The 3,547-nt window shown below is 66.8% G+C and carries 4 protein-coding genes and 1 pseudogene; all 5 read right to left on the bottom strand.

Translation table 11 applies throughout. From position 1 onward, the window contains the following. On the bottom strand, positions 1 to 556 hold a 556-nt coding region (locus C4301_RS09605), incomplete at its 3' end, for a DUF4384 domain-containing protein (RefSeq protein ID WP_352414850.1). A 66-nt stretch (positions 557 to 622) separates the two neighbouring features. Then, positions 623 to 1,573 (bottom strand): acetyl-CoA carboxylase carboxyltransferase subunit alpha, encoded by a 951-nt coding sequence (locus tag C4301_RS09600; protein WP_352414849.1) that lies wholly within the window; start codon positions 1,571 to 1,573, stop codon positions 623 to 625. Further along, a complete protein-coding gene (gene accD / locus C4301_RS09595) occupies positions 1,557 to 2,429 on the bottom strand; it encodes an acetyl-CoA carboxylase, carboxyltransferase subunit beta (protein ID WP_352414848.1) in 873 nt (290 codons plus the stop codon). Before accD ends, C4301_RS09600 begins: the two co-directional genes overlap by 17 nt. Beyond that, positions 2,420 to 3,250 carry a peptidoglycan DD-metalloendopeptidase family protein gene (locus C4301_RS09590; RefSeq protein ID WP_352414847.1) on the bottom strand — a complete coding sequence of 277 codons (831 nt, stop codon included), beginning with the start codon at positions 3,248 to 3,250 and terminating at the stop codon, positions 2,420 to 2,422. The genes accD and C4301_RS09590 overlap by 10 nt, the downstream gene beginning before the upstream one ends. Before the next feature lie 10 nt (positions 3,251 to 3,260). Continuing rightward, positions 3,261 to 3,547: pseudogene (deoA, locus tag C4301_RS09585) on the bottom strand (pyrimidine-nucleoside phosphorylase); the annotation flags it as partial.

Below are 3,547 nucleotides of genomic sequence, written 5' to 3'. Positions count from 1 at the left end.
GGGACAAAGCGGCGCGGCCCACAAAGTAGAAGGCCACATCCGTCACCCAATCCCTGTCCGGAAGGGGCTCCACCACAATGGAAAGGGCCCGGGCCAGGCCCTCGGCCCCCCGGACGCGAACCTGGTTGCGCTCCACATCCAGAATCTGTCCTAAGGACAGGGGCCTCCTGCTGGCTACAGCAAGGACGATGTCCCGTCCCTCAGGTCCGGTAACGGTGTAGGGGTACCGCCTCCACTCCGGGGGGAAACGCCGGGTCTCCCCCGCCCGCAGGAAGTTGTCCAGCTCGTGGGCGTTGGGCAGAATAGGGTTGATTTCCCCATCTGCGTTGATGTTAAAGAGGTAGACGTAGGCATCCTGATTGACGTTCACATAGATGTAGATGGGCTCTCCCACCTGGTAGACCGCCTGCCCCGTCTTGGCCGGGTCCTTGTCCACCCAGACCTTTACCTTCAGGTCGGTGGGCACCGGGTTCACGATGATACCTTGGGGCGTGATCCTCTGAGCCCAGGCCAGGGCTCCAAGCGCGGCGAAAAGCACCCAGAATGGTCTCTTCATGCTTCACCTCCATCCCTAGGATGGGCGAGGCGGGTGAGAAGGATGAGGGAAAAAGCCCAAGCCTCCTTAACCTTCCCGCCAGGCCCCCAGGCGGCGGAAGCGGCGGTAGCGGTCTTGGTAGAGGGCCTCCGGGGAAAGGGGAATGAGCTCGCTTAGGGTCTCGAGGAGGGCCTCTTTCAGGGCCTGATAGGTGGCCGCCGGATCTTTGTGGGCCCCGCCCAGGGGCTCGGGAATGACGCGGTCCACGACCCCAAAGGCCAGGAGATCCTGGGCCGTAAGCCTCAAGGCCTGGGCCGCCTTAGGGGCTTCCTTGGCGTCCCGCCAGAGGATGGCCGCGCAGGACTCAGGGCTGATCACCGAGTACCAGGCGTTCTCCAGGATGAGGACCCGGTTGGCCACCCCGATGGCCAAAGCCCCCCCGCTTCCCCCTTCCCCCAGGATGACCGCCAGGGCCGGCACCCGGAGCCGGCCCATCCTCTGGATGGACTGGGCGATGACCCAGGCCTGGCCGCGCTCCTCCGCAGAGACCCCGGGGTAGGCCCCCGGGGTGTCTATGAAGCTGATGAAGGGAAGGCCAAACCGGTCGGCCAGCTCCATCATCCGCATGGCCTTCCGGTACCCCTCCGGATGGGGCATACCAAAGTTGCGCTGGAGGTTCTCCCGGGTGTCCCGGCCCTTCTGGTGGCCCACCACCACCACCCTCTGCCCCTCGAGAAGGGCCAGCCCCCCCACGATGGCGGGATCGTCGGCGAAGGCCCGGTCCCCGTGGAGCTCAAAGAACCCACTAAAGACGTGTTCCAAGACGTCCAAGGTGGTGGGCCGCCCCTGGACGCGGGCCAGCTGAACCCTTTGCCAGGGGGTAAGGCCCCGGTAGGTCTCCTCCTTAAGGCGTTGGAGCCGCTCCTCCAGGGCGCGGATCTCGGCCTCGAGGTCCACCCCCGTGGACTCCGCCGTTTTCTTGAGCTCGGCCAGGCGGGCCTCCAGCTCCTCTATGGGGCGCTCAAACTCCAGCGGCATCCCGCCCCCCCAGGGTCAGGCCCTCCGGATGGAGGAGGTGAAGGACATGGGCCACCTCCTCTTTAAGCCGCCGCCGGTCCGTCACCCGGTCCAGCATGCCGTGCTTCAGGAGGAACTCCGAGCGCTGGAAGCCCTCGGGAAGCTCCTGGCGGATGGTCTGGCGGATGACCCGGGGGCCGGCGAAGCCAATGAGTGCCCCCGGCTCGGCGAAGATCACATCCGCCAAGGCGGCGAAGCTGGCCGTCACCCCTCCCGTGGTGGGGTCGGTGAGGACGGAAACGTACGGCAGGCGCTTTTCCCAAAGCCTGTCCAGGACCATCACCGTCTTGGCCATCTGCATGAGGGAAAGGGCCGCCTCCTGCATCCTGGCCCCCCCTGAGGCCGCGACGATGACCAAGGCCCGCCCCTCCTCCGCCGCCCTTTCCGCCCCCCGGGCGATCTCCTCCCCCACCACGCTCCCCATGGAGCCCCCGGCGAAGGCATAGTCCATGACCATGAGGACGGCAGGCACCCCCTCAATCGTGCACCGCCCCCCCAGGATGGCGTCCTTCCGCCCCGTCTCCTCCTGGTAGGCCTGAAGGCGCTCCGCATAGGGCTTGGTGTCCACAAAGCCTAAGGGGTCCAGGGGGGCCAGCCGGGTGGTCTCCTGGAAGGTCCCAGGATCGGCCAGCATCTCCACCCGTTCGAGGGCGGAAAGCCGGTGGTGGTGGCCACAGCGGGGACAGACCTTTAAGTTCTGCAATAATTCCTTTTTGTAAAGCTGGGCCCCGCAGGCCTCGCACTTTGTCCAAAGTTCAGGGACATCCTTGGCCCCGCCCTGGGGCTTTTTGCGCCTGAAAAGCCGTTCTAACGCCATGCTTTACCCTCCGCGAGATAGGGCCAGGGGTCCAGGGCCACCCCATCCCGATAGAGGCCGAAGTGGAGGTGGTGGCCGGTGGAGCGCCCCGTGGAGCCCACGTAGCCCAGGACCTGGCCCCGGGAAACCGCCTCGTGGGGTCGGACGGCCAGGGCCTCGAGGTGGCCGTAGAGCGTTTTGTACCCGTCCGGGTGAGCGAGGAGAACCGCGAGACCGTAGAGGCCCATGGGCCCCGCGGCCTCCACCACCCCGTCTTTGACCGCCAGAACCGGGCTACCAGGAGGGGCCGCCAGGTCCAGGCCCTCGTGGAACTCTATCCCAGCCCCAAAGGGGCTCATCCGGTACCCGAAGGGGGAGGAGATGCGGAAGGGAACGGCCAAGGGCCAGCCTGGCCGCATCCCTTGGGCCAGCCTTTCCCGCCACCATCCCTCGTGGGACCTGGCCTCCTCGCTTCGGGAAAGGGCGGCCTCCACCTCGTAGGCCTGGAGGGTCAGGTCCAGGGTCAGGGCGTACACCTCCGTCCAGTCCGAGGCTCCGGAGGGCTGACCCCCGCCCTGGCCCTCGGTGGGAAGGCCCACCTTCTCCTTGAGCCTTTCCAAAAGCTCCTTCAGCCGCCGAAGCTCCTCCTTGGCCCGCCTGGCCTCCTCCAAAAGGACCCGGTTTTCCGCCCCTTGGGCCTCCAGGCGGAAGGAGAGGCGTTCCACCTCGCCCTTCAACCCTCTTACCTCCTCCCCTAGGGCCAAGAGGCGCGGGAAGAGGAGGGCAAAGACCACCCCTCCGCCCAAGACCGCTCCCAGGAGGAAGACCAGAGCCCGCGGCACCTCCGTAGGACTATACCACGACCTCCAAAACCAAGCCCTTCCCCGAGGCCGAGCCTAGGCGAACAGCGGCGTGGAGAAGGGCACGCGCCTCCTCCACCCCCTTTCCCCTGTGGTGAACGCGGAAGAGGGGCTCGCCCTTTTCCACCCGCTCCCCGGGTTTTTTGAGCACCTCTACCCCCACCGCCGGGTCTATGGCCTCCCCCTTTTTCCTTCGGCCGCCCCCCAGGGCCAAGACGGCCAGGCCCACCCGGTAGGCGTCCACCTCCGCCACCTCCCCCGCCTCTTCCGCCCAGACCT

Origin of the sequence: Thermus sp., assembly GCF_040290245.1 — a bacterium.
In the GTDB taxonomy this organism is placed as follows: domain Bacteria; phylum Deinococcota; class Deinococci; order Deinococcales; family Thermaceae; genus Thermus_A.
The sequence above is the reverse complement of the archived record's forward strand: the minus strand, read 5'-3'. Positions and strand labels throughout refer to the sequence as shown.

What these genes read in the sequence shown, in the direction of transcription:
- C4301_RS09600 (WP_352414849.1), bottom strand. Translation starts at nt 1,573, where the DNA reads ATGCCGCTGGAGTTTGAGCGCCCCATAGAGGAGCTGGAGGCCCGCCTG.
- accD (WP_352414848.1), bottom strand. Translation starts at nt 2,429, where the DNA reads ATGGCGTTAGAACGGCTTTTCAGGCGCAAAAAGCCCCAGGGCGGGGCC.